The following is a 24,038-nucleotide window of genomic DNA, read 5'->3' on the forward strand; positions in this document are numbered from 1 at the left end:
AGGGCGCGGCTCAGCGTTTGTTCTGGATCGGCACCGCCATCTGGTCGGGCGTGATTTCCTTGACCAGGTCCTGCACCGCCCACGGCACCGAGGGGTCGTTCTTGATGCGGAAGTGGTACATCGACTGCATGGCCTGGTGGTCTTGCGGGCGGAAGGTCATCTGGCCCTTGGGCGTGTCGAAGCTCATGCCTTCCATCGTCTTGATGAGCGTGTCGGTGTCGCTCTTGCCGGCGCTCTTTTTCAGCGCGGTGACGACGGCGATGGCGGCGGACATGCCGCCCGCGGTGAAGAAGTCCGGCGGCTGGCCATAGCGCTTCTGGTGCTCGGCCACCAGCCAGTCGTTGATCGGATTCTTCGGGATGCCGTAGTAGTAATAAGTGGCGCCTTCCATGCCGGCCAGCGACTTGAGCGGCGTCATCGCGGCCAGCGTGTTGCCGCCGGTGGCGATCTCGATGCCGAAGCGCTTCGGATCCAGGTCGGCGATCTTGAACGGATTGCCGGCGCCGGCCCACAGGATGAAGATGATCTTGCGGCCCGGCTTGTCCTTGAGCGCGTCGAACAGGCGCTGGGCGCCGGCGGTGAAGTCGGTGGCGTTGGCCGGCAGGTATTCCTCGTGCACGATCCTGGCCTGCTTGAGCGCGCCCTTGAAGGCCTTGACGCCGTCGCGGCCGAACGCGTAGTCCTGCGCCAGCATGGCGATGGACGTATCCGGCTGGTCGAAGGCGACGGCGTTGGCGATGGCGTCCTGCGACGAATTGCGGCCGGTGCGGAAGATGTACTTGTTCCACTTGTCGCCGGTGATCGAATCGGCCACCGCCGGTTCCACCAGCAGGATCTTCTCGTATTCCTCGGCGATCGGCAGCATGGCCAGCGCCACGCCCGACGAGGTCGGGCCCACCGCGATGTCGGCGTTGTCGTCGGCGTAGGCCGAGGCGAGCTGGGCGCGGGCGACGTCGGGCTTGCCCTGGTTGTCCTTCTCGATCACGCGGATCTTGCGGCCGGCCACCGTCATGGTGCCCTGCGTGGCGTATTCCAGGCCCAGCATCAGGCCGTTGTGGGTCTGCTTGGCGTAGGCCTCCAGCGGCCCGGTCTTGTCGTAGACGTGCGCCACGACGAAGTCCTTGGCCGTGGCGGCGGAACTCAGGCACAGGCCGGCCAGCGCGGCGAGCAGGATGCGTTTCATGGGAGTCTCCTTGTTCCTAGAGGGCGCCGGCGGCTGCGTCGGCGGCCGGCGTGGCGAGAAATTGGCGGACGGCCTCGATCTGCGGCGCGACATTCAACGCCGGCGCGTGGCCGCAATCCGGAAAATCGATGCGCCGGGCGCGCGGGCCGCGGCGGGTCATGGCGTCGGCGACCTCGGGCAGCAGCAGGTCCGAGTCGGCGCCGCGCAGCAGCAACAGCGGCATGCGCAGCGTGTCGTACTCGTCCCAGCGCTCGTAGTCCGCCGGGTGATGGTGGAACTGGCCGACGATGGCCGGGTCGTAGTGCGCCGTGACGCGGCCGTCGGGCAGGCGGCGCACCGAGGTCTCGGCCATGCGGCGCCATTGCTCGTCGCTCTGCCAGCCATAGGGCTTGTAGGCGGCGCGCAGCCAGGCTTCCAGTTCGGTCACGGTGTCGAAGGCCGGCGGGTTGCCGGCATAGGCCAGGATGCGGTCGATGGCCGGCCGCGGCAGCGACGGGCCGATGTCGTTGACCACCAGGCGCGAGACCCGGTCCTTGAGCGTGGTGGCCGCGGCGTACATGCCGGTGGCGCCGCCCATCGAGGTGCCGACCCAGCGCACGCGGTCCAGCGCCAGGCCGTCGAGCAGGGCGCGCGCCAGCCGGGCGTAGAAATCCAGCCGGTACTCGGCCACCGGATCGGGGCTCCATTGCGACAGGCCGCGGCCGATCGTGTCGGGGCAGATGATGCGGTAGTCGCCGGCCAGCGCCTGCGCCAGCTCGTCGAAGTCGCGGCCGGTACGGGCCAGGCCGTGCCACATGATGAGCGCGGGGGCGTCCGGACGGCCCCATTCGGTGTAATGCAGCTCGCGGCCCTCGCAGCGCAGATAGCGCGAAGCCGGTGTGTGGCGAGCGGCCTGTGCGGGCGCGTTGGCCATGCGTCTCCTCCCGGGTTGTCCAGGTTGTATGCTTGTGGCGCTGACTATAGACTTGCGCCAGGCGTGGCCACAATGCGCCGGACCGCCCGCGGCAGGGTGAGTCAAGAATATGTAGACGCAGGGTCACGAGTCCCCCGCCGACCCCCGCGAACCAGGAGACCGCGCCATGCCCGACACGGAATTCGCCACTTCGGCCATTGCTGGCGCCGAGCGGTACGAGCAATGGCGCGCGGCCCTGTCGGATGCCTTCGGGCCGTTCGAGGTGCACCATGGCCAGGCCGGCCCCTTCGCCGGCCACGTGCGCTACGTGCGGCGCGCCAGCCTGCAGTTCAACGACCTGCACTATCAGGGACAGAAGATCGAGCGCACCGCCGGCAATGCCTCGCGGCTGGACCAGGAGTTCTACACCTTCGGCCTGCCGCTGGCAGGGCCGCTGGCGGTGGTGCAGCAGGGGCGCGAGTTCCAGGTCGAACCCGGCTGCGTCTACCTCATGAACCAGAGCCTGCCGTACCAGGCCACCGCGCTCGGCGCCGACGGCTACCGCAGCCTGAGCGTGTCGTTCCCGCGCAGCGCGCTGTCGCAGCGCGATTCGCGTATCGGCCCGTTCTACAAGCTGCGCGTCGACGACGGTTCGCCGCGCGGCGCGATGCTGGCCAGCTACATGGACCACCTGTTCAAGGGACTGGACGGCTGGTCGCCGGCCGAGGCCGCCGAGCTGGGCGAGCGGCTGATCGACCTGATCGTGCTGTTTCTGGTGCAGCCCGGACAGGGCCATGCGTCGGAGGCGGACAGCAGTGTGACGATGGCGCATCGCCAGCGGGCCATGGCCTACATCCGCCAGCACCTGGCCGACCCGGCGCTGTCGCCGCAGCGGGTGGCGCAGGGCTGCGGCCTGTCGGTGGCCTATCTGCACCGCATCTTCCAGGCGGGCGACCTGTCGGTGGAAAGCTTCGTCTTCGACCAGCGCCTGGAGCGCTGCCGCGAACTGTTGTTGAATCCGGCGCAGCGCCATCGCGGCATCGCCGAGCTGGCGTACCAGGCCGGCTTCGCCCATCCCTCGCATTTCAGCCGGTTGTTCAAGCGCCGCTTCGGCCTGTCGCCACGCGAGTGGCGCGCCGGCCGGCAATGAAAAAGGCCCGCTTGCGCGGGCCTTGTCGCATCGGGCCGATGGCCCGGGGCTCGATCAGAACGGCGACGGCGTGGTCGACAGGTTGACCAGGCTGTTGGTCTTCAGGTCCAGGCGGATGTGCTCGGACGGCAGGCCATCGGCCAGCTTCAGCATGATCGCCATCAGCGGCTTGAAGCGCGCCTTGAACATGTCGGCCGGCGTGTTGGCGTCGCTGACGCGGTCGCCATTCATCTGCATGCTGGCGTTGGTCTGGCTCAGCGCCTGGGCCAGCAGCTTGTACTGGTTGGCGCGCTGGGCCGGGATGTCGGCGTAGGCCAGGTCGCCAGCGTTGGCCAGGCGCACGAAGTCGCCGGCCATGTCCAGCGCCTTCCATTTGGCGAAGTCGGCCAGCTGCATGCCGTTGGCCTGCGCCAGCGCCTGGGCGCGGGCGGTGGCATCGGCCATGTCGCCAGCGAAAGCCGGGTTGCTGGCGGTCGGGCCGCCCGCGACGTACAGGCAGCCGAAGAACGCCGGCGTCAGCTGGGCGCGGTCACCGGTGTTCTGCAGTTCGCCCAGCGTCACCGAGGTGCGCAGCTGCGACAGCACCAGCAGGTCGGCGCCGGTCAGCGGGCTCTTGACCAGCTCGCGCATTTCGCAGCGCCAGTCGTCGTTGAGCAGGCGCAGGCGCACCAGTTCGCTCATGTAGCGGTAGTTGAAGTCGCCGTAGTCCTTGGCATCCAGGATCGACACGTCCCAGCGCGGCGGCACGTTGTAGGCGTGCTCGGCGCGGTACAGGTCGAACAGTTCGTCAAAGCGCGGCACCTTGTCCAGGCGGATGGTCTGCAGCTCGATCTGGTCGGCGCCCTGCATCGTCATCAGCTTGTAGGCCGGCACGTAGGCCGCCATCGACGGCGCCTGGATGTTGAACAGCGCCTTGTCGCCGCCATAGTTGCGCGACGCGGTGTCGTTGAAGTGCATGTGGCCGCCCACGTGCACCTTCAGGCCGGTGTCGGCCAGCGCGCGCGTGGTGTTCTCGGCCGGGCGGCGCACCATCTGCATCTTGTTGGCGCCCAGCAGCGCCTCGATGTCATCGGACGCGCCGTTGAAGAACTCGGTCATCGGGAAGTGGCTGAACGCCACCACCTGCTTGCCCTGCGCCTTGCCGCGCGCCACCACGTCGGCCAGCCACTTGATGACGTGCGCCTTGTGCGTGAGCATCTTGTTGTAGCCCTGGTCGCCCGAGCCGGTGAAGTCGTTGGGGCCGTTGCCCGTCGGCACGTAGACGTTGGCGTCGATGCCGACCAGCCACACGCCCTTGACCGGTTCGACCACGTACGAGGTGTCCGGCACCATCTTGCAGAAGGTGTAGTTGGCCGGCTTGTTCGGGCCGCCGGTGCCTTGCGCGCAGATCTCGTACTGGCGGTTGATCCAGCTGGCCTGCGACAACGCGGTGTTGTAGTTGTAGTCCTCGTACTTGTAGCTGCTGTACGGGGTCTCGTAGTACAGGTATTCGGGCTTGGGCATGAAGCCGTGCTGGGTCAGGGCTTCGGTGATGCCCCCGTAGCCCATGTGCAGGACTTCCTCGGTGCAGTAGGTGTCGCCCACGCGCGCCCAGTCGCCGGCATAGGGGGTGCTGCAGGCGGCGTTGCCGCCGCGGCTGTAGATCGGCTGCGAGAAGCCGATGTCGCCCGTCACCGGGTCCAGGCCCAGGTAGTCGCTCTTGCCGTTGGCCTGGTTGAAGGGCCGCACCGGATCATGGTTGCCGGGGGCGGCGAAGAACTGGATGCCATGCTTGCGCGTGTACTCGTCCATGATCTTGACCAGGCCGCGCATGTGCACGGGCTGGCCGTCGTCGGAGAAGTCGCCGGGCAGGGCGATGTATTTCACGCCGCGCGCCACCGCGTCGTCCAGCGCGGCCAGGAAGGCGAAGTAGTTCTCGTTGAACAGGCGCGTCGACGTCAGCTGCGCGTACATCGTGCGGATGGTGGCGTTGTCGCCGCGCTTGGGGTTCGGGATGCCCGGGAACGAGCCGTCCTTGAAGTCCGCGTAGATGTCGTGGAAATGGATGTCGGGCATGAACGCGACCTGGACCGCGGCCGGTTGCGTCACCGGCGTTTCGGCGGTCGGCGACTTGTCGTCGTCATCCTTGTCGCCGCCACAGGCGGCCAGCAGACCCATGAGCGCGGCCGCGCCCAGCGCGCGCGCGCTTTGCTGATATCGATGCATTGTGCTTCTCTGATTGGAACAAATTTTTCTTCAGGCGTGGTTTCCCTGTTCCTGGGAGGTGCCGCCCGCGAGTGAGGCGCAATCCTCGCCGGCCAGGATTACAGCAACATGAAAGAATGGCGCCAAAGTGAGAAACGCCGCGCCGCGCGAGGGCGAAAAAAAAGCCCCTTGCGGGGCTTTTCGGGGCTGATGCAACAGCGATCAGACGTGCGTGATGAACTTGGTGACCAGGTAGCCATCGAACGTTTCGAGGCCGCCTTCGCTGCCGATGCCGCTGTCCTTGATGCCACCGAACGGCGTCTCGGCCAGCGCGCTGCCGAAGTGGTTGATGTTGACCATGCCGGCCTCCAGGCCGTTGGAGACCTTGGTGGCGGTCTGCAGCGAATTGGTGAAGACGTAGGAAGACAGGCCGAACGGCAGGCTGTTGGCGCGCGCCAGCACTTCATCGGTGTCGGTGAAGCGGACCACCGGCGCCACCGGACCGAAGGGCTCTTCGGTCATCAGCATGGAGTTGTCGGGCAGGTCGGTCACGACCGTGGGGGCGAAGAAGAAGCCCTTGCGGTCCAGCGGGCCGCCGCCCACCACCACCTTGCCGCCGTGCTTCTTGGCGTCGTCGATGAAGGCGCTCATGGCGGGGACGCGGCGCTCGTGCGCCAGCGGGCCCATGTCGGTGCCGGCTTCCAGGCCGTCGCCGACCTTGATGTTCTTGAGCACCTCGGAGAAGCGCGCCAGGAACTGCTCGTAGGCGCCGTTCTGCACGTAGAAGCGGGTCGGCGACACGCACACCTGGCCAGCGTTGCGGACCTTGAATTTGGCCAGCATGGTGGCGGCGCGGTCGATGTCGGCGTCGTCGAACACCAGCACCGGCGAGTGGCCGCCCAGTTCCATCGTGACGCGCTTCATGTGCGCGCCGGCCAGCGCGGCCAGCTGCTTGCCCACCGGCACGGAGCCGGTGAACGAGACCTTGCGCACGATCGGCGAACGGATCAGGTAGTCGGAGATCTTGGCCGGTTCGCCCCAGACGATGTTCAGGCAGCCCTTGGGCAGGCCGGCGTCGTGGAACATGCGGGCGATCGCCATGACGGCGCTGGGCGAGTCTTCCGGACCCTTCAGCACCACCGTGCAGCCGGCGCCGAGCGCGGCGGCGATCTTGCGGATGGCCTGGTTGTAGGGGAAGTTCCAGGGCGTGAAGGCGGCGCAGACGCCGATCGGCTCGCGCACCACGATCTGGCGCACGTCGGGGTTGCGCGGCGGGATCACGCGGCCGTAGATGCGGCGGCATTCCTCGGCGTGCCAGTCGGCGTGCTCGGCGCAGGAGGTGACTTCGCCAATGGCTTCGGCCAGCGGCTTGCCCTGGTCCAGCGTCATGTTGCGGCCGATTTCCTTGGCGCGCTCGCGCGACAGGGTGGCGACCTTGCGCAGGATGACCGAACGATCCATGGGAGAAGATTTCTTCCAGGATTCGAACGCGCGCTGGGCGGCGGCTAGCGCACGGTCCAGATCCGCTTCGGTGGCGTGAGGCAGCTGGCCGAGCACTTCCAGCGTGGCCGGGTTGATGACGTCCTGGGTGCGCCTGCCCTCGCCGGCGACGAATTCGCCGTCGATATACAGCGCCAACTGTTCATACATGCCTGTCTTTCCTTGCGAAATAGGAGTGGGTAGCGATCGCAATCGCCCGTGCCAGTCTAAACCAGCTTGTCCGCCGCGGGGAGGTCCAATCCCGGCCGCCGGCTAGGAGCCAATGGCCGGTACTTGCGCCCCGGGGGCGCCATGGACAAAATGATGCATCTTTGGCTGTCTATATAGATACCTATTGTGCAACCCGTCGATGCGCGTCCGCCCAGCCAGCCCAGTGTCTATTCCCGCGTCTTTTTCCGTTTCATCGACTGGTTGCGCCACCGTATCGCGCTGGCCTCCCTGGTGGGGGACCACCCGATCTTCCAGAACACCCAGTTCCCCTGGATCGCCCGCCTCGAGGCGCAGGCGCCCGCCATCCGCGCCGAACTGATGGCCCTGCTGGCCGAGCGCGAGCAGCTGCCGTCCTTCCATGAACTGTCCCCGGATGTCGGCACGATCACCTCCGACGATCAGTGGAAGACGTTCGTCTTCATGGGCTACGGCCTGCGCTCGGACCGCAACCTGGCGCGCTGCCCGGCCACCGCCCGGGCGCTGCGCGACATTCCCGGCCTGCGCACCGCGTTCTATTCCATCCTCGAACCGGGCAAGCGCATCCCGCTGCACACCGGCCCGTACAACGGCGTCCTGCGCCTGCACCTCGGCCTGCTGGTGCCCGAGCCGGCCGAGCGCTGCTGGATCGAGGTGGGCGGCGAGCGCTACCACTGGAAGGAAGGCGAGGCCGTGGTGTTCGACGATCTCTACCCGCACCAGGTGCACAATGACACCGACGGCACCCGCGCCGTGCTGTTCATCGACTTCGAGCGTCCCTGTCGGGCGCCGATCCGCTGGCTGAACCGGCTGGTGCTGATGGCGGCGCCGCTCACCGACGAGATCCGGCGCGGCAAGGCCAACCACGACGCCTGGGAGCGCAACTACTACCGGAATAAAACGGGGGCAGACTAAATCGGCCCCGGCAGGGTGGAAAAGAGACAGTTGTCCACAGACACTGTCGCGTATTTGCTCACTATCTCAACAAAGGCCTTGCGCTCAAAATCTAACCAGGATAGAATGGTCAGCTTTCCCAGATTGTCGATTGGCCAGGAACTAGCCGGGCCAACGTGTTGGGGGAATACCCGCAGGATTTCAACCCAGGGTCGTTGCGTTGCCACCAGTTGATGGCCTTCGAAGCGAAAGCTCGATGCGCCAGCCAACAATAAAGCAGGGCGGCTGACCTGACGGGACCAAAACTGGCAGGAATTGCAGTGTTCCCTTTTTTGGGGAAAACCGTATTTCCAGTTAAGTTGGAACAGGAAAAATCATGATCCAAATGCAGACCACGCTGGACGTGGCCGATAACACTGGTGCGCGTCATGTCATGTGCATTAAGGTGCTCGGTGGCTCCAAGCGCCGTTATGCCGGTATCGGCGACATCATCAAGGTGAGCGTCAAAGATGCGGCTCCGCGCGGACGCGTCAAGAAAGGCGAAATTTACAATGCCGTGGTGGTTCGTACCGCCAAGGGCGTGCGCCGTAAGGACGGTTCGCTGATTCGTTTCGGTGGCAATGCCGCCGTGTTGCTCAATGCCAAGCTGGAGCCCATCGGCACCCGCATCTTCGGACCCGTTACGCGTGAACTGCGTACCGAGAAGTTCATGAAGATCGTGTCGCTGGCCCCGGAAGTGCTGTAAGGAGCCCTACGATGAACAACATTCGTAAAGGCGACGAAGTCATCGTCCTGACCGGCCGCGACAAGAAGCGTCGCGGTACCGTGCTGGCGCGCGTCGATGCCGACCACGTCCTGGTCGAAGGCGTCAACGTCGTCAAGAAGCACGTGAAAGCCAACCCGATGGCCAACAACCCGGGTGGCATCGTCGAAAAGACCATGCCGATCCACATCTCGAATGTGGCGCTCTTCAATCCCGCTACCGGTCGTGGCGACCGCGTCGGCGTGCAAGAAGTCGAAGGCCGCAAGGTTCGCGTGTTCCGTTCCAATGGTGCCGTTGTCGGCGCCAAGGCGTAAGGGGCGATAGACATGTCTCGTTTGCAAGATTTCTACAAGAGCAAGGTCGCTGGCGACCTGCAGGCCAAGTTCGGCTACAAGAGCGCCATGGAAGTGCCGCGCATCACCAAGATCACCCTGAACATGGGTGTCTCGGAAGCCGTCGCCGACAAGAAGGTCATCGAGCACGCTGTCTCGGACCTGACCAAGATCGCTGGCCAAAAGCCTGTCGTGACCAAGACCAAGAAGGCTATCGCCGGTTTCAAGATCCGCGAAAACTACCCGATCGGTTGCATGGTCACGCTGCGTGGTCAACGCATGTACGAATTCCTGGATCGCCTGGTGGCGGTTGCGCTGCCTCGCGTGCGCGACTTCCGCGGCATCTCGGGTCGTGCGTTCGACGGCCGTGGCAACTACAACATCGGGGTGAAAGAGCAGATCATTTTCCCCGAAATCGAGTACGACAAGATCGACGCGCTGCGTGGGCTGAACATCAGCATCACCACCACCGCGAAGACCGACGAAGAAGCCAAGGCGCTGTTGACGGCCTTCAGCTTCCCGTTCCGTAACTAAGGGGCTGATGACGTGGCTAAACTTTCCCTCATCAATCGCGACATCAAGCGCGCCAAGCTGGCTGACAAGTTCGCTGCCAAGCGCGCTGAGTTGAAGTCGATCATCGACGACCAGTCGAAGACCGACGAAGAACGTTACCAAGCTCGGCTGAAGCTGCAACAGCTGCCGCGCAATGCCAACCCGACGCGTCAACGTAACCGTTGCGTGGTCACCGGTCGTCCGCGCGGTGTGTTCCGCAAGTTCGGCCTGACGCGCCACAAACTGCGTGAAATGGCGATGAAGGGTGAAATCCCCGGCATCACCAAGGCCAGCTGGTAGGAGAACGAATATGAGCATGAGCGATCCCATCGCCGATATGCTGACCCGCATTCGCAATGCGCAGCAAGTGGACAAAGTTACGGTGAACATGCCCTCCTCGAAGCTGAAGGCGGCCATTGCCGCTGTGCTGAAGGACGAAGGCTACATCGACAGCTTTGAAATCAAGGGCACCCAGGCCAAGCCTGAGCTCGAGATCACCCTGAAGTACTACGCCGGCCGTCCGGTCATCGAGCGCATCGAACGTGTTTCGCGCCCCGGTCTGCGTATCTACAAGGGCCGTACCAGCATTCCTCAGGTCATGAATGGCCTGGGTGTGGCTATCGTGTCGACCTCGCGCGGCGTCATGACCGACCGTAAGGCTCGCGCCAACGGCGTCGGCGGCGAAGTGCTGTGCTACGTGGCCTAAGGAGAAATTCGAATGTCACGTATCGCTAAGTATCCGGTCGACCTGCCCAAGGGTGTCGAAGCTGACATCAAACAGGATCAGATCACCGTCAAGGGCCCGCTGGGCTCCCTGACTCAAGCCCTGACTGGCGACGTCACGGTCGCGTTGGACAACGGCAAGCTGACGTTTGTCGCCGCCAACGAAACCCGCCACGCCAACGCCATGTCGGGTACCGTGCGCGCGCTGGTGGCCAACATGGTCAACGGCGTGAGCAAGGGATTCGAGCGCAAGCTGAATCTGGTTGGCGTGGGTTACCGCGCCTCGATTCAAGGCGACGCCGTTAAGCTGCAGCTCGGTTTCTCGCACGACGTTTTGCACAAGTTGCCGGCCGGTATCAAGGCCGAATGCCCCACCCAGACGGAAATCGTCATCAAGGGCTCCAACAAGCAAGTCGTCGGCCAGGTGGCCGCTGAAATCCGCGCGTACCGCGAACCCGAACCCTACAAGGGCAAGGGCGTGCGTTACTCGGACGAACGCGTCGTCATCAAAGAAACCAAGAAGAAATAACGGCGCACGCAAGGACGAATCATGGACAAAAAAGTTTCCCGTTTGCGTCGTGCGGTTCCGACCCGCCGGAAGATCAACGAGTTGCGCGTTCACCGCCTCTCGGTTTTCCGCTCGAACCAGCACATCTACGCCAATATCATTTCGCCGGAAGGCGATCGCGTTCTGGTCAGCGCCTCGACGGTGGAAGCCGAAGTGCGCGCCCAGCTGGCTGGCCAGACCGGCCAAGGTGGCAACAAGGCCGCTGCTTCGCTGGTTGGCAAGCGCGTGGCCGAAAAGGCCAAGGCTGCCGGTATCGAACTGGTCGCTTTCGATCGCTCGGGCTTTCGTTACCATGGCCGCGTGAAAGCGCTGGCCGACGCCGCGCGTGAAGCCGGCCTGAAGTTCTAAGCGAGGATCTGTCAAATGGCTAAAGTACAAGGCAAGAACGCCGCGGAAAAAGAGAACGATGACGGCCTCCGCGAAAAGATGATCGCGGTCAATCGCGTGAGCAAAGTGGTCAAGGGTGGTCGCACCATGAGCTTTGCCGCGCTGACCGTGGTTGGCGATGGCGATGGCCGCGTCGGCATGGGCAAGGGCAAGGCGCGTGAAGTGCCGGTGTCGGTTCAAAAGGCTATGGAACAGGCCCGTCGCGGCATGTTCAAGGTGGCCCTGAAGAACGGCACGCTGCACCACACCGTGGTCGGCAAGCATGGCGCCGCCACCGTGCTGATTTCGCCCGCTGCTGAAGGTACCGGCGTCATCGCCGGCGGCCCGATGCGCGCTATTTTCGAAGTGATGGGTGTGCGTAACGTGGTTGCCAAGAGCCTGGGCTCGAGCAACCCCTACAACATGGTTCGCGCCACGTTGAACGGCCTGCGCGCCTCCCTGACCCCGGCGGATGTTGCTGCTAAGCGCGGCAAGACCGTCGAAGAGATCCTGGGGTAAATCATGGCTCAGAAGCAGATCAAAGTGACCCTCGTGCGCTCCGTGATCGGTACCAAGCAATCGCACCGTGACACGGTTCGCGGTCTGGGCTTGGGCCGTATCAACAGCAGCCGCGTGCTGGTCGATACGCCCGAGGTGCGTGGGATGATCCGTAAGGTGGATTATCTCGTTTCCGTCTCGGAAGCCTAAGGAATCACCATGTCGGATATGCAACTTAATTCGCTGAAGCCCGCTGAGGGCAGCAAGCACGCCAAGCGCCGCGTCGGCCGTGGCATCGGTTCGGGTCTGGGTAAGACCGCCGGCCGTGGTCACAAGGGTCAGAAGTCGCGCTCGGGCGGTTTCCATAAGGTTGGCTTCGAAGGCGGTCAAATGCCGCTGCAGCGTCGCCTGCCCAAGCGTGGTTTCACCCCGCTCGGTCAGCACCTGTACGCCGAAGTCCGTCTGTCGGACCTGCAAGCCGTGCCCGTCGACGAAATCGACGTGCAAGTGCTGAAGGCGGCTGGCGTGATTGGCCAGGCGGTTCGTTACGCCAAGGTCATCAAGTCGGGTGAACTCTCGCGCAAGGTCGTGCTCAAGGGCATTACCGCGACGGCCGGCGCTCGCGCCGCCATCGAAGGCGCGGGCGGCTCGCTTGCTTGATCACGAGGTGACGAGTGGCTAACGCGCAGGCATTGGGTAAAACCGGAACGCGGTACGGCGATCTCAAGCGCCGCCTCGTGTTCCTGGTGCTCGCCCTGGTGGTTTACCGTTTGGGTACACACATCCCCGTTCCGGGCATCAACCCGGACGCGCTGGCGGACTTGTTCCGTCAGAACCAGGGCGGGATCCTGGGCCTGTTCAACATGTTCTCGGGCGGGGCGCTCTCGCGCTTCTCGATTTTTGCCCTGGGGATCATGCCGTACATTTCGGCATCCATCATCATGCAGTTGATGTCGGTGGTGGTGCCGTCGCTGGAAGCGCTCAAGAAAGAGGGCGAGGCCGGTCGTCGGAAGATTACCCAATACACCCGCTACGGCACGGTCGTGCTGGCGCTGGTGCAGGCTGTGGGCATTTCGGTTGCGCTTGAGTCCCAGCAGGGACTTGTGATCGATCCGGGCATGCTGTTTCGCTTCACGACCGTCGTGACCCTGGTCACCGGCACCATGTTCGTCATGTGGCTGGGTGAGCAGATCACGGAACGCGGTCTCGGTAACGGGATTTCCATCCTGATCTTCGCAGGTATCGTTGCGGGTCTGCCCGCGGCGCTGGCTGCACTGTTGGACCTGGTTCGCACCAACGCGATGTCCGTGCTGTCGGCACTGTTCATCGTGGCCCTGGTGGTGCTGGTTACCGCTTTTGTGGTGTTCGTGGAACGCGGACAGCGCAAGATCACGGTGAACTACGCCAAGCGTCAGGTCGGCAACAAGGTCTACGGTGGTCAAAGCTCGCACCTGCCGCTGAAGCTGAACATGGCCGGGGTGATTCCGCCGATCTTCGCGTCGTCGATCATCCTGTTCCCGGCCACGATCACGAGCTGGTTCTCCAGCAGTGAGAACATGCGCTGGCTTAGCGACCTGGCTGCGGCCCTGTCGCCTCGTCAACCGCTCTACATCACGCTGTACTCGGTCGCGATTATTTTCTTCTGCTTCTTCTACACGGCTCTGGTGTTCAACAGCCGCGAAACGGCGGACAACCTGAAGAAGAGTGGTGCGTTTGTTCCGGGCATCCGTCCGGGCGAACAGACGGCCCGCTACATTGACAAGATCCTGATGCGTCTGACGCTCGCAGGTGCCATCTACATCACGTTGGTGTGCCTGTTGCCGGAATTCTTGGTAATGCGGTGGAACGTCCCCTTCTACTTCGGTGGTACGTCTCTGTTGATTATTGTGGTGGTGACGATGGATTTCATGGCACAGGTTCAGGCCTACATGATGTCTCACCAGTACGACTCGTTGCTCAAGAAGGCCAACTTCAAGGGCGCGGGTTTGCCGATGCGGTAAGCAAAAGAATGTCCAAGGACGACGTCATTCAGATGCAAGGCGAGGTTCTTGAGAACCTCCCGAACGCGACATTTCGCGTCAAGCTCGAAAACGGCCACGTGGTGTTGGGCCATATTTCCGGCAAGATGCGTATGCATTACATCCGGATCCTGCCGGGTGACAAGGTCACAGTGGAGCTCACGCCCTATGATCTGACGCGAGCCAGGATTGTTTTCCGCTCCAAGTGAGCGAAACCGGATTACGGAAAATTAGGAGTCAACCATGAAAGTAATGGCATCGGTTAAGCGGATCTGCCGCAACTGCAAAGTTATCAAACGTCACGGCGTGGTGCGCGTTATCTGCACCGACCCGCGTCACAAGCAGCGTCAAGGCTAACTCGGGTTAGCGACTACGCAACGGATTTATTCAAGGAACAGTCATGGCCCGTATTGCTGGCATTAACATTCCGCCGCAACAGCACGCCGAGATCGGCCTGACCGCCATTTTTGGCATCGGTCGTACGCGCGCTCGCAAGATTTGCGAAGCGGCAAACGTACCCTTTGACAAAAAGGTCAAGGATCTGAGCGACGCTGAATTGGAACGCGTCCGCGAACATGTTGGTTTGTTCACGGTTGAAGGCGACCTGCGTCGTGAAGTGCAGCTCTCGATCAAGCGTTTGATCGACCTGGGAACCTACCGCGGCATGCGCCACAAGCGCGGCCTGCCCGTGCGCGGCCAGCGCACTCGCACCAACGCCCGGACCCGCAAGGGCCCGCGTCGTGCTGCTGCGTCCCTGAAGAAATAATCGAGGAACTGGATTATGGCGAAAGCTTCCACCAGCGGCGCTTCGCGCGTGCGCAAAAAGGTCAAGAAGAACGTCTCGGACGGCATCGCGCACGTTCACGCTTCGTTCAACAACACCATCATCACCATCACCGACCGTCAGGGCAACGCTTTGTCGTGGGCCACGTCGGGCGGTGCCGGCTTCAAGGGTTCGCGTAAGTCGACCCCGTTCGCCGCGCAGGTCGCCGCTGAAACGGCCGGCCGTGTCGCGCTGGAATACGGCATCAAGACGCTGGAAGTGCGTATCAAGGGCCCCGGCCCCGGCCGTGAGTCGTCGGTCCGCGCGCTGAACGCGCTGGGCATCAAGATCTCGTCCATCGCCGACATCACGCCCGTTCCGCACAACGGCTGCCGTCCGCCGAAGCGTCGTCGTATCTAAAGGGAATCCACATGGCACGTTATATTGGACCCAAATGCAAGCTCTCGCGCCGCGAGGGTACTGACCTGTTCCTGAAGAGCGCCCGTCGCTCGCTGGATTCCAAGTGCAAGCTGGATTCCAAGCCTGGCCAACACGGCCGCACTTCGGGTGCCCGCACTTCCGACTACGGCCTGCAGCTGCGCGAAAAGCAAAAGCTCAAGCGCATGTACGGCGTGCTGGAAAAGCAATTCCGCAAGTACTTCGCTGAAGCCGAGCGCCGCCGTGGCAACACCGGCGAAACGCTGATCCAGCTGCTGGAATCGCGCCTGGACAACGTCGTCTACCGCATGGGCTTCGGCTCGACCCGCGCCGAAGCTCGCCAGCTGGTGAGCCACCGCGCCATCGAACTGAACGGCCACACCGCCGACATCGCTTCGATGCTGGTCAAGGCTGGCGACATCATCTCGATCCGCGAAAAGGCCAAGAAGCAAGGCCGTATCAAGGAATCGCTCGACCTGGCCACCAGCATCGGCATCCCCCAGTGGGTGGAAGTCGACACGACCAAGCTGACCGGCACGTTCAAGTCGGCCCCCGATCGCGCTGACGTCGCTCGCGACATCAACGAATCGATGGTCGTCGAACTGTACTCGCGTTAATCACGCCTGCCGGCGCCTCCTTCGCAAGGTGCTGGCACGCTGGTTTCGCGACCGGTTTGCAAGTCTCGCAGCAGCCCGCTTTCCGCCTTTTGGCGGGGCGGGCTTTGCGGTAAGTATCGGGCGTTTTTTTTCATCGCCCGCGTTTCACGTTTCAACCTGTCCATCAGCCTTATCGGTGTAACGAGCCGAGGGTATTGAAAAGGAACACAGTACATGTCCACTCAAGGTTTCCTGAAGCCGCGCTCCATTGAAGTCGAACCGGTCGGCACCCACCATGCCAAGATCGTGATGGAGCCGTTCGAGCGCGGCTACGGCCATACGCTGGGCAACGCCCTGCGCCGCATCCTGCTGTCTTCGATGACCGGCTACGCGCCGACCGAAGTCCAGATGACGGGCGTGGTGCACGAATACTCGACCATCCCGGGCGTTCGCGAAGATGTCGTCGACATCCTGCTGAACCTGAAGGGCGTGGTCTTCAAGCTGCACAATCGTGACGAAGTCACCCTGGTCCTGCGCAAGACCGGCGCCGGCACCGTGCTGGCCAGCGACATCGAGCTGCCGCACGACGTCGAGATCATCAACCCCGGCCACGCCATCTGCAACCTGACGGACGCGGGCAAGCTGGAAATGCAGATCAAGGTCGAAAAGGGTCGCGGCTACGTGCCGGGCAACGTGCGCGCGCTGTCGGAAGACCGCACCCACACCATCGGCCGCATCGTTCTGGACGCCTCGTTCAGCCCGGTCCGCCGCGTCAGCTACGCGGTTGAAAGCGCCCGCGTGGAACAGCGCACCGACCTGGACAAGCTGGTCCTGGACATCGAAACCAACGGCGTCATCTCGCCCGAGGAAGCGGTGCGCCAGTCGGCTCGCATCCTGATGGACCAGATCTCGGTCTTCGCCGCCCTGGAAGGCGCCGGCGATTCGTACGAAGCCCCGGTCCGCGGCACGCCGCAGATCGACCCGGTGCTGCTGCGTCCGGTCGACGACCTGGAACTGACCGTGCGTTCGGCCAACTGCCTGAAGGCCGAAAACATCTACTACATCGGCGACCTGATCCAGCGTACCGAGAACGAACTGCTCAAGACCCCGAACCTGGGTCGCAAGTCGCTCAACGAGATCAAGGAAGTCCTGGCCGCACGCGGCCTGACGCTGGGCATGAAGCTCGAAAACTGGCCCCCGCTGGGCCTGGAGCGTCCGTAAGTCTTGCAAGGGTGGCGCCCCTCTCGCGGGGGCGTTTCCCGCGGCGCCCGGCCTCATCGCCGGGCGGTTTGCGAAACCGTCGTAAAATGCACCGTTTTCCACCGGACCGCGGCCTGATTGCAGGTTGATAGAAGAGCCGGATAACCCGATGGCGGAAACGCCTTCATTAGATTCAAAGGATACTTATCATGCGTCACGGTAATGGCTTGCGTAAGCTCAACCGCACCAGCAGTCACCGTCTTGCCATGTTCCGCAACATGGCCGTTTCGTTGATCACCCACGAAGCCATCAAGACCACGCTGCCCAAGGCGAAAGAACTGCGCCGCGTCATCGAACCCCTGATCACGCTGGGTAAAGAACCCACCCTCGCGAACAAGCGTCTGGCTTTTGCCCGTCTGCGCGATCGCGACGCCGTGGTGAAGCTGTTCGCCGAAATCGGCCCGCGCTACGCGGCCCGCAACGGCGGCTACACCCGCGTGCTGAAGATGGGTTTCCGTCAAGGCGACAACGCTCCCATGGCTTTCATGGAGCTGGTCGACCGTCCGGAAGTCGATGAGGCCGCTGAGGACAGCGCCGAATAAGTTTCGGTGTCTAGATAAGCGACAAGGGCGGGTCTTCGGACCCGCCCTTGTTTTTTGCGCGACGCTTGCGGGCCGCCCAGGCGGCGCAGGCGCGCCGATCGCTACGAGGCGTGCAGTTCCCCCCGTAATTGCGCGGCGGTGGCCGCCAGCGCCTCCTGGGGCGCCTGGGGCGGCATGCGGAAGGTCAGGTCCTGCTGCTCGATGTACTGGGTCGAGGTCACGTCCTGCGGATGGTGCATGGGGATCACGTGCGCGTGGGTGTGCGCCACGTGGATGCCGGTGAAGGCGAAACCGACGCGGTCCACGCCGTACAGCCGCTTCATGTGCCGGCCCAGCTTCTGCCCCAGGTTGACGATGTGGCCGGCCAGGTCGGCGGGCATGTCCTCGTAGTACGGATAGTGCTGCTTGGGGATGATGAGCGTGTGCCCGGGGCGCACCGGCTGGATGTCCAGGAAGGCCATCAGGCGCTCGTCTTCGTGGATGATGTGGGCCGGGATCTCGCGGCGGGCGATGCGGCAGAACAGACAGTTATCGGACATGCTTGCCTCGGTGGGAATGAGCGCGCGGCGGCCGTGGGTCTGATTGTCGGCGGGCGCGGGCGGCGATACCGATAAAATACCCCGAGTTACATCCCACACGGGTATTCCCAGGAGGCTCCATGTTGCGCGATGACGACGTCGTGCTGGTCATCAGCAATGCGCCGGACCTGCTGCTGGCCAAGCGCATCGCCCACGTGCTGGTCGAGGATGGCCTGGCCGCCTGCGTGAACCTTGGCGCGCCCGGCCTGTCCATCTACCAGTGGCAAGGCGAGGTGGAAGGGGCCGAGGAAATCCCCATCCACGTCAAGACCACCTACGCGCGCCACCCGGCCGTGGTCCAGGCCCTGGCGCAGATGCACCCCTACGACGTGCCCGAAATCATCGTGCTGCCGGTCATCGGCGGCGCCGCGCCCTATCTCGACTGGGTGCGCCAGCAAACGGCCGTCGTGCAGAACAAGAGAGACTGATGTTGCAACCCGCGGTCCGAACCGGCGCACCGATGCGTGCCTTTTTCCCCAAGTTGCTGGCGTTGCTGGCCATGGCCATGCTGTGGCTGGCCTGGAACGCGCCGGCGCGCGCCGAGGCCGAGTTCCTCGAGCCCGAAAAAGCCTTCGTCTTCAGCGCGGCGATGGCCACGCCCGATACCGTCGAGCTGCGTTTCCGCGTGGCGCCTGGCTACTACATGTACCGCGAGCGCTTCGGCATCAGCATCAGCCCGCTGGGCGCGGCCACGCTGGGCGAGCCGGTCTACCCCAAGGGTGACGTCAAGTACGACCCGACCTTCGAGAAAGACATGGAGGTCTATCACCAGGACGTGCTGATCCGCGTGCCGGTGACGCCCGGCGGCCAGCCGTTCACGCTGACGCTGACCGGCCAGGGCTGCGCCGACGCCGGCCTGTGCTACCCGCCGATGGACAGCAGCGTGAAGCTGACGCCGGTGGCGGGCGGCTACGCCCTGGCGGGCAGCGGCGGCGCATCCGCCGCGCCGGCCGCGGCTTCGAGCGGCGGCCTGAGCGCGCTGGTGAACGCCGGCGATACCGGCCTGGCCGATGCCCTGGGCGGGCTGGGCTGGATCAAGACGGCCGGCGTGTTCCTGGTGCTGGGCCTGCTGCTGGCGTTCACGCCCTGCGTGCTGCCCATGATCCCCATCCTGTCCTCGATCGTGCTGGGCGGCGCCAGCCAGGAACGCCCGACGCGCGGCCGCGGCCTGGCGCTGGCGGCGACCTATGTGCTGGGCATGTCGGTGGTCTACACCGCGCTGGGCGTGGCCGCCGGCCTGAGCGGCGCGGGCCTGGCCGCGTGGCTGCAGACGCCATGGATCCTGACGCTGTTCGCGATCCTGCTGGCGGTGCTGGCGCTGGCGATGTTCGATGCCTTCACCTTCCAGATGCCGTCCGGCATCCAGGCGCGGCTGGCCGAAAGGTCGTCGCGCATTCCCGGCGGCCGCTATACCGGCGCCTTGCTGATGGGCGCGCTGTCGGCGCTGATCGTCGGGCCGTGCGTGGCCGCGCCGCTGGCCGGCGCGCTGCTGTACATCTCGCAGACCGGCGACGTGGTGCTGGGCGGTTCGGCCCTGTTCGCGATGGCGTGGGGCATGGGCGTGCCGCTGCTGATCGTCGGCGCCTCGTCGGGCGCGCTGCTGCCCAAGGCCGGTCCGTGGATGGATGGCGTCAAGCGGCTGTTCGGCATGCTGCTGCTGGCGACCGCGTGGTGGATGCTGATTCCGGTGGTGCCGACCTGGGTGCAGATGACCGGCTGGGCCTTCCTGGCGATCGTCGGCGCGGTGATGCTGCGCGCGTTCGACGCGCTGCCGGCCGGCGCCGGCTCGGCGCGCATGTTCGGCAAGGGCATCGGCCTGTTGCTGGCCCTGGCCGCCGCCGCGTGGCTGATCGGCGCGGCCAGCGGCGGCCGCGACGTGCTGCAGCCGCTGTCGCACTTTGCCTCCGGCGGCCCGGCCGCGGCCGGCACCGCGGCGCATGCCGGCGAGATGCAATTCAAGCGCGTGCGCAACAACGCCGAGCTGGATGCGCTGCTGGCCCAGAGCCAGCAGCCGGTGATGCTGGATTTCTACGCCGACTGGTGCGTGTCGTGCCGCGAGATGGAGCGCTTCACCTTCACCGATCCGGGCGTGGCGCAACGCATGGCCGGCATGCTGCTGGTGCAGGCCGACGTGACCGCCAACAATGCCGACGACCGCGCGCTGCTCAAGCGCTTCCGCCTGTTCGGCCCGCCGGGCATCATGTTCTTCGAACCCGGCGGCAAGGAGCTGCCGGACGCGCGCGTGGTGGGCTTCCAGGACGCCAAGCGTTTCACCGAATCGCTGGACCGCGTGCTATTGCGCTGAGCGGCGGCCGGCCGCTACCATGAGGGCTCGCGCCGCGTGGGCGGCGCCTCCAACCCCTCAGGCCGGCGCCCGTGACGTCTCCGACAGTCGATGCAAGCCAGGACCGCACCGGTCTGATCTATCTGCAACTGATGTTCGTCATGGCCACCTGGGGCCTGAACATCGTCTCCATCAAATACCTGACGCAGCACATGGATATCCGCGCCCTGGCGGCCTTGCGGATCGCCGTGGCGTTCGTCGCCGTCACGCTCATCGTCAAGGCGCGCCGCGGCCGCATTCCGAAACTGGGGCGGGTGGAACTGGGCTGGGTCGCGCTGGCCGGTTTCCTGGTGGTGTACGCGCACCAGACCGCGCTGGTGTACGGATTGCAGTTCTCGTCGGCCGCCAATGGCACGCTGCTGATGGCCACCAGTCCCTTGCTGTCGGCGCTGCTGGCGGCGCTGTTCTATCGCGAAAAACTCACGTGGCTGCGGATCGCCGGCGCCTTGCTGGGCCTGGCCGGCGTGGCGATGGTGGTGGTGGGCAGCGGCGCGCAACTGGGGCTGACCGGCTGGGGCGACGCCATCGTGTTCCTGGCGGTGGCGGTGTTCGTGTTCGGCGGGCTGGTGATCCAGCGCATCTCGCGCACGCTCGATCCGCTGGCGATGCTCTGGTACATGTACCTGGCCGGCGGCCTGATGCTGATGGTGCATGCGGCCATGACGCCATCGTCTTATGAAGCGGACAGCTGGAGCATGACGTGGTGGCCGTGGCTGGTGCTGCTGTTCTCGGCGGTGATCGCCTCGGGCGTCAGCAACATCCTGTGGAACGCGGGCATCGCCAGGCTGGGCATCAGCCGCGCGGCGCTGTTCGTGAACTGGCTGCCGATCTTCGGCCTGCTGTTCGCGGCGCTGTTCCTGGACGAGCACGTGACGCTGGTGCACGTGGCGGGGCTGGCCTGCATTCTCAGCGGCACCTGGCTCGGCCTGCGCCGCGGCGCGCCGGCGTTGCGTTGAAAAGCGCGGCGGACCGCAAAGGTCCGCCGGCGTAGTGCGCGCATCATGTCGATGCGCCCGGATGACAAGCGGGGTCAGTGCGGCCCCGCCAGCCGCAATCAGCGTTGCTGCTTGAGCAGCCGAGCCGCTTCGATCGCGAAGTACGTCAGGATGCCGTCGGCGCCGGCGCGCTTGAACGCCAGCAGCGCTTCCATCATGACCTTGTCGTGGTCCAGCCAGCCATTGGCCGAAGCCGCCTTGATCATCGCGTATTCGCCGCTCACCTGGTAGGCGAAGGTCGGCACGCGGAAGGTGTCCTTGACGCGGCGCAGCACGTCCAGGTACGGCATGCCGGGCTTGACCATGACCATGTCGGCGCCTTCCTGCAGGTCGGCGGCGACTTCACGCAGCGCTTCGTCCAGGTTGCCCGGGTCCATCTGGTAGGCCATCTTGTTGGACTTGCCCAGGTTGGTGGCCGAGCCCACGGCGTCGCGGAACGGGCCGTAGAAGGCGCTGGCGTACTTGGCCGAGTAGGCCATGATCTGCGTGTGGATGTAGCCGTTGGCTTCGAGCGCGCGGCGCACGGCGCCGATGCGGCCGTCCATCATGTCGCTGGGGGCGACCATGTCGACGCCGGCCGCGGCCTGCGTCAGCGCCTGCTTGACGAGGATCTCGACGGTCGGCTCGTTGATGACGTAGCCGTTCTCGTCGATGACGCCGTCCTGGCCGTGGCTGGTGTACGGGTCCAGCGCCACGTCGCACAGCACGCCCAGGTCGGGGAAGTGCTTCTTCAGTTCGCGCACCACGCGCGGGATCAGGCCGTCGGGATTGGTGGCCTCGATGCCGTCGGGCGTCTTGAGCGCCGGGTCGATGGCGGGAAACAGCGACAGCACCGGGATGCCCAGCGCCACGCATTCCTCGGCCACCGGCAGCAGCGTGTCCAGCGAATAGCGCACCACGCCCGGCAGCGACGGCACGGCCTGCTTCAGGCCATTGCCCTCGGCCACGAAGACCGGGTAGATCAGGTCGTTGACGGTGAGGGCGTTCTCGCGCACCAGGCGGCGGGTGTAATCGTCGCGGCGCAGGCGGCGGGGGCGGGAAACCGGGAAGTCGGGGGTGATGATCTGCGGGTTCATGGTACGACCTTGGGAGAAATCCAGTTTTCTATGTGCGCGCCAGCTTCTTCCAGGCCGATGCGTTCCGGCGCCGAGAAGGGAATGGTGTGCAGGGCGCCGATGTCCGCCAGGTCCTTGCGTACCGAGAACACGGTGCGCACGCGCTGGCCGTAGGGCAGCTTGTCGGCTTTGGTGAGCAGCGCCAGCACCGGCCGGCCGGTGGGGGCGATGAAGTTGGCCAGGCGGCGATCGAGTTCGGTGACGCCGCGGCGGATGTCGATGAGCAGTACGATGCCGGCCAGCGATTCGCGATCGCGCAGGTAGCCGCCAAGGATGTCGGCCCACTTTTCCTTTTCATCGCGGGCCACGGACGCATAGCCGTAGCCGGGCAGGTCGACCAGATAGCCGATGTGGCCTTCCGGATCGAGCGGGTCGGGCAGGCCGAACATGTTGATCAGGCGCGTGCGGCCCGGCGTCTTGCTCGAGAAGGCGAGACGGCGCTGGTTGCACAGCACGTTGATGGCCGTGGACTTGCCGGCGTTGGAGCGGCCGACGAAGCAAACCTCGGGCGCATCAGGGGGCGGCAACTGGTCGAGGCGAGCGGCTGACGTGAGGAAAGAGGCGCGATGTAGGAGGGACACGGATGGCTTTGGCTACAGTTGGTTTCGAGCCCTATTGTATAATCCGGCGTTTGCAACAGTGGTCCCCGTGCGCGGAGCCGTCTCTTTTGCTTACTGTTGAGGGCATTTCGTACCAGCCGGCCAGCCGGTTTCCCAGGTACCCCGGCCTTTGACGAGCAGGCAAACGGCAAATCAGGTTCGATACGGTTTTCCAGATGTGCGGGCAGGCGTGGGCGCCTTTTTGCGCCTTGATCGATGTGATCGTCGAGGTCTTCATGAAGCGTGTGCTGTCCCGGATGTTGGTTGCGAGCGGGCTGTTGCTCGGCGCCTCCGCCTTATCTACTTCGAGTTTCGCCGCCGATGGCGCTGCGGGCCCGGCCAAACCAGATGCCGCCAAGGGCGGGCAGCTGTTTGACCAGGGCGATGCCTCGCGCGGCATCATCGCCTGTGCGTCCTGTCATGGCGCGGCGGGTAACAGCACCATCCCGGTGAATCCCAACCTGGCTGCGCAACCCCACGAATACCTGGTCAAGCAATTGACCGACTTCCAGGTCAAGCAGGGCGCCAAGCTGCCGGTGCGCAATGGTCCCGGTGGCAATCCCACCCCCATGACCGCCATGGCGCAGAACCTGACGCCGGCCGATATGCAGAACATCGCCCTGTACCTGGCGCAGCAACCGCTGAAAGAGCCGGCCACCGCCGGTTATGAGAAGTTGGTTGATCTGGGTCAAAAGATCTGGCGCGGCGGATTGCCCGAGCGCAATGTTCCCGCCTGTGCGGCATGCCATTCTGCCAATGGCGCGGGCATTCCGGGCCAGTATCCCCGCCTGTCGGGCCAGTTCCCCTTGTATATCGAAGAGCAGCTCAAGCTGTTCCGCAGCGGCGATCGCGCCAACGACGTGATGCACGCCGTGGCCGACCGGATGTCGGATGCCGACATCAAGGCCGTGGCGGACTACGCGGCCGGCCTGCGGTAGGCACCCGCCGGCAACGCGCGCGGCTGGTCCGCGTTCACGCAACCTGGGCATGACGGAACCT

Annotated in this window: 31 protein-coding genes; 24 read left to right on the forward strand and 7 right to left on the reverse strand. The window is 64.7% G+C overall.

What is annotated here, in order from left to right; all coding sequences use genetic code 11:
- Positions 1–10: 10 nt before the first annotated feature.
- Entirely contained in the window at positions 11–1,183 is a 1,173-nt protein-coding gene (locus I6I07_RS07905; protein WP_198486238.1) for a substrate-binding domain-containing protein, read from the reverse strand.
- Between the two features lie 16 nt (positions 1,184–1,199).
- Positions 1,200–2,096 (reverse strand): alpha/beta fold hydrolase, encoded by an 897-nt coding sequence (locus I6I07_RS07910; protein ID WP_198486239.1) that lies wholly within the window; start codon positions 2,094–2,096, stop codon positions 1,200–1,202.
- 166 nt (positions 2,097–2,262) lie between these two features.
- Here I6I07_RS07910 and I6I07_RS07915 point away from each other — a divergent pair, with 166 nt between their 5' ends.
- The gene (locus tag I6I07_RS07915; RefSeq protein ID WP_198486240.1) at positions 2,263–3,225 is read left to right on the forward strand and encodes a helix-turn-helix domain-containing protein; all 963 of its coding nucleotides are present in this window, start codon (positions 2,263–2,265) and stop codon (positions 3,223–3,225) included.
- 54 nt (positions 3,226–3,279) lie between these two features.
- Here I6I07_RS07915 and I6I07_RS07920 read toward each other — a convergent pair whose 3' ends face one another.
- Positions 3,280–5,430, reverse strand: coding sequence for a metallophosphoesterase (locus tag I6I07_RS07920; RefSeq protein WP_198486241.1), 2,151 nt, complete (start codon positions 5,428–5,430; stop codon positions 3,280–3,282).
- A gap of 201 nt (positions 5,431–5,631) precedes the next feature.
- Positions 5,632–7,059 (reverse strand): NAD-dependent succinate-semialdehyde dehydrogenase, encoded by a 1,428-nt coding sequence (locus tag I6I07_RS07925; RefSeq protein ID WP_198486242.1) that lies wholly within the window; start codon positions 7,057–7,059, stop codon positions 5,632–5,634.
- A gap of 186 nt (positions 7,060–7,245) precedes the next feature.
- Here I6I07_RS07925 and I6I07_RS07930 point away from each other — a divergent pair, with 186 nt between their 5' ends.
- From I6I07_RS07930 to rplQ, 19 genes are all read left to right on the forward strand, one after another.
- Positions 7,246–8,010 (forward strand): aspartyl/asparaginyl beta-hydroxylase domain-containing protein, encoded by a 765-nt coding sequence (locus I6I07_RS07930; protein ID WP_198486243.1) that lies wholly within the window; start codon positions 7,246–7,248, stop codon positions 8,008–8,010.
- Positions 8,011–8,365: 355 nt separating this feature from the next.
- Positions 8,366–8,734, forward strand: a complete 369-nt coding sequence (rplN, locus tag I6I07_RS07935) for a 50S ribosomal protein L14 (RefSeq protein ID WP_006216531.1) — start codon at positions 8,366–8,368, stop codon at positions 8,732–8,734.
- Between the two features lie 11 nt (positions 8,735–8,745).
- Complete coding sequence (gene rplX / locus I6I07_RS07940; RefSeq protein WP_006389623.1) at positions 8,746–9,066, forward strand: 50S ribosomal protein L24; 321 nt, start codon at positions 8,746–8,748, stop codon at positions 9,064–9,066.
- 12 nt (positions 9,067–9,078) lie between these two features.
- A complete protein-coding gene (gene rplE / locus I6I07_RS07945) occupies positions 9,079–9,618 on the forward strand; it encodes a 50S ribosomal protein L5 (RefSeq protein ID WP_006389624.1) in 540 nt (179 codons plus the stop codon).
- Positions 9,619–9,630: 12 nt separating this feature from the next.
- Positions 9,631–9,936: a 30S ribosomal protein S14 gene (gene rpsN, locus I6I07_RS07950; protein ID WP_006227037.1), complete on the forward strand. Its 306-nt coding sequence runs from the start codon at positions 9,631–9,633 to the stop codon at positions 9,934–9,936.
- A gap of 10 nt (positions 9,937–9,946) precedes the next feature.
- Positions 9,947–10,342, forward strand: a complete 396-nt coding sequence (gene rpsH, locus I6I07_RS07955; protein ID WP_006392029.1) for a 30S ribosomal protein S8 — start codon at positions 9,947–9,949, stop codon at positions 10,340–10,342.
- A 12-nt stretch (positions 10,343–10,354) separates the two neighbouring features.
- Complete coding sequence (gene rplF / locus I6I07_RS07960; RefSeq protein WP_006392028.1) at positions 10,355–10,888, forward strand: 50S ribosomal protein L6; 534 nt, start codon at positions 10,355–10,357, stop codon at positions 10,886–10,888.
- 21 nt (positions 10,889–10,909) lie between these two features.
- On the forward strand, positions 10,910–11,275 hold the full coding sequence (rplR, locus tag I6I07_RS07965) for a 50S ribosomal protein L18 (protein ID WP_006389627.1): 366 nt from the start codon (positions 10,910–10,912) through the stop codon (positions 11,273–11,275).
- Positions 11,276–11,290: 15 nt separating this feature from the next.
- Complete coding sequence (gene rpsE / locus I6I07_RS07970; RefSeq protein WP_006389628.1) at positions 11,291–11,812, forward strand: 30S ribosomal protein S5; 522 nt, start codon at positions 11,291–11,293, stop codon at positions 11,810–11,812.
- A 3-nt stretch (positions 11,813–11,815) separates the two neighbouring features.
- On the forward strand, positions 11,816–12,001 hold the full coding sequence (gene rpmD / locus I6I07_RS07975; RefSeq protein WP_006216520.1) for a 50S ribosomal protein L30: 186 nt from the start codon (positions 11,816–11,818) through the stop codon (positions 11,999–12,001).
- Positions 12,002–12,010: 9 nt separating this feature from the next.
- On the forward strand, positions 12,011–12,451 hold the full coding sequence (gene rplO / locus I6I07_RS07980; protein WP_006392027.1) for a 50S ribosomal protein L15: 441 nt from the start codon (positions 12,011–12,013) through the stop codon (positions 12,449–12,451).
- Between the two features lie 14 nt (positions 12,452–12,465).
- Positions 12,466–13,791 carry a preprotein translocase subunit SecY gene (gene secY, locus I6I07_RS07985; protein ID WP_006389630.1) on the forward strand — a complete coding sequence of 442 codons (1,326 nt, stop codon included), beginning with the start codon at positions 12,466–12,468 and terminating at the stop codon, positions 13,789–13,791.
- Positions 13,792–13,799: 8 nt separating this feature from the next.
- Entirely contained in the window at positions 13,800–14,018 is a 219-nt protein-coding gene (gene infA / locus I6I07_RS07990; RefSeq protein WP_003806927.1) for a translation initiation factor IF-1, read from the forward strand.
- A gap of 34 nt (positions 14,019–14,052) precedes the next feature.
- A complete protein-coding gene (gene rpmJ / locus I6I07_RS07995) occupies positions 14,053–14,166 on the forward strand; it encodes a 50S ribosomal protein L36 (RefSeq protein WP_003806928.1) in 114 nt (37 codons plus the stop codon).
- Between the two features lie 43 nt (positions 14,167–14,209).
- Positions 14,210–14,575 carry a 30S ribosomal protein S13 gene (gene rpsM / locus I6I07_RS08000; protein ID WP_008168996.1) on the forward strand — a complete coding sequence of 122 codons (366 nt, stop codon included), beginning with the start codon at positions 14,210–14,212 and terminating at the stop codon, positions 14,573–14,575.
- A 15-nt stretch (positions 14,576–14,590) separates the two neighbouring features.
- Positions 14,591–14,992 (forward strand): 30S ribosomal protein S11, encoded by a 402-nt coding sequence (rpsK, locus tag I6I07_RS08005; RefSeq protein ID WP_006216516.1) that lies wholly within the window; start codon positions 14,591–14,593, stop codon positions 14,990–14,992.
- A gap of 11 nt (positions 14,993–15,003) precedes the next feature.
- Positions 15,004–15,627 carry a 30S ribosomal protein S4 gene (gene rpsD / locus I6I07_RS08010; RefSeq protein ID WP_198486244.1) on the forward strand — a complete coding sequence of 208 codons (624 nt, stop codon included), beginning with the start codon at positions 15,004–15,006 and terminating at the stop codon, positions 15,625–15,627.
- Between the two features lie 213 nt (positions 15,628–15,840).
- Entirely contained in the window at positions 15,841–16,827 is a 987-nt protein-coding gene (locus I6I07_RS08015) for a DNA-directed RNA polymerase subunit alpha (protein ID WP_006216514.1), read from the forward strand.
- A 188-nt stretch (positions 16,828–17,015) separates the two neighbouring features.
- The gene (gene rplQ, locus I6I07_RS08020) at positions 17,016–17,408 is read left to right on the forward strand and encodes a 50S ribosomal protein L17 (RefSeq protein WP_006389635.1); all 393 of its coding nucleotides are present in this window, start codon (positions 17,016–17,018) and stop codon (positions 17,406–17,408) included.
- A gap of 101 nt (positions 17,409–17,509) precedes the next feature.
- Here the strand turns inward: rplQ and I6I07_RS08025 are convergent, their stop codons facing one another.
- Positions 17,510–17,947, reverse strand: coding sequence for an HIT family protein (locus I6I07_RS08025; protein ID WP_198486245.1), 438 nt, complete (start codon positions 17,945–17,947; stop codon positions 17,510–17,512).
- 119 nt (positions 17,948–18,066) lie between these two features.
- Here I6I07_RS08025 and cutA point away from each other — a divergent pair, with 119 nt between their 5' ends.
- The 3 genes from cutA (at position 18,067) to I6I07_RS08040 (ending at position 21,286) form a co-directional block, all read left to right on the forward strand.
- A complete protein-coding gene (gene cutA, locus I6I07_RS08030; protein ID WP_198486246.1) occupies positions 18,067–18,414 on the forward strand; it encodes a divalent-cation tolerance protein CutA in 348 nt (115 codons plus the stop codon).
- A 32-nt stretch (positions 18,415–18,446) separates the two neighbouring features.
- Positions 18,447–20,291, forward strand: a complete 1,845-nt coding sequence (dsbD, locus tag I6I07_RS08035) for a protein-disulfide reductase DsbD (RefSeq protein WP_232625965.1) — start codon at positions 18,447–18,449, stop codon at positions 20,289–20,291.
- Positions 20,292–20,422: 131 nt separating this feature from the next.
- The gene (locus tag I6I07_RS08040; RefSeq protein ID WP_198487449.1) at positions 20,423–21,286 is read left to right on the forward strand and encodes a DMT family transporter; all 864 of its coding nucleotides are present in this window, start codon (positions 20,423–20,425) and stop codon (positions 21,284–21,286) included.
- A 98-nt stretch (positions 21,287–21,384) separates the two neighbouring features.
- Here the strand turns inward: I6I07_RS08040 and hemB are convergent, their stop codons facing one another.
- Together hemB and yihA are read right to left on the reverse strand one after the other, a co-directional pair.
- On the reverse strand, positions 21,385–22,401 hold the full coding sequence (gene hemB, locus I6I07_RS08045; RefSeq protein ID WP_006392022.1) for a porphobilinogen synthase: 1,017 nt from the start codon (positions 22,399–22,401) through the stop codon (positions 21,385–21,387).
- On the reverse strand, positions 22,398–23,021 hold the full coding sequence (gene yihA, locus I6I07_RS08050) for a ribosome biogenesis GTP-binding protein YihA/YsxC (RefSeq protein ID WP_006389648.1): 624 nt from the start codon (positions 23,019–23,021) through the stop codon (positions 22,398–22,400). The genes hemB and yihA overlap by 4 nt, the downstream gene beginning before the upstream one ends.
- A gap of 254 nt (positions 23,022–23,275) precedes the next feature.
- Between yihA and I6I07_RS08055 the strand changes: the two genes are divergently transcribed.
- Entirely contained in the window at positions 23,276–23,977 is a 702-nt protein-coding gene (locus I6I07_RS08055) for a c-type cytochrome (protein ID WP_035361096.1), read from the forward strand.
- Positions 23,978–24,038 lie beyond the last annotated feature (61 nt).

It is taken from the genome of Achromobacter deleyi (assembly GCF_016127315.1).
Classification (GTDB): Bacteria; Pseudomonadota; Gammaproteobacteria; order Burkholderiales; family Burkholderiaceae_B; genus Achromobacter; species Achromobacter insuavis_A.